Here is a 327-nt window from a genome sequence, read left to right as displayed (position 1 = left end):
CCCGCGGTGACAGACTGGACACCAGTCGGCGAACACCCAGATCAGGACCGTCCACTCGCCGTCCCCGATCGCATCCGCGGGGTCCCATCTCCCTCCGTCGATGTCCGGCAACGCGAACAACGGCGCGGCCGCACCGACCGCCAGCTGCTCGAACGTATCCTCATCGAGGTTTCGATACGCGGCCTCCAGTTCAGGTTCGGCGAATTCCTCGAGTACCTCGTCACGGTTGGCTTCGCGGACGAACGCCACGAGCTCCGCTGACCGAAGCCTACGGTTTCGTTTGTAGGATCGAAGGTGGCTCAGTCACCTTGTCCAACATCAAGATCA

1 protein-coding gene is annotated in these 327 nt (G+C 62.4%); it reads right to left on the bottom strand.

Going from position 1 to position 327, the window contains the following annotated elements; translation table 11 throughout:
* A partial coding sequence (locus EXE42_RS20370) for a hypothetical protein (RefSeq protein WP_241988417.1) occupies window positions 1–111 on the bottom strand: 111 nt, incomplete at its 3' end.
* Window positions 112–327 lie beyond the last annotated feature (216 nt).

Origin of the sequence: Halorubrum sp. SP3, assembly GCF_005435195.1 — an archaeon.
Lineage (GTDB): Archaea > Halobacteriota > Halobacteria > Halobacteriales > Haloferacaceae > Halorubrum > Halorubrum sodomense.
Note: the sequence above shows the minus strand (reverse complement) of the source record. Positions and strands in the feature narration are given on the sequence as shown.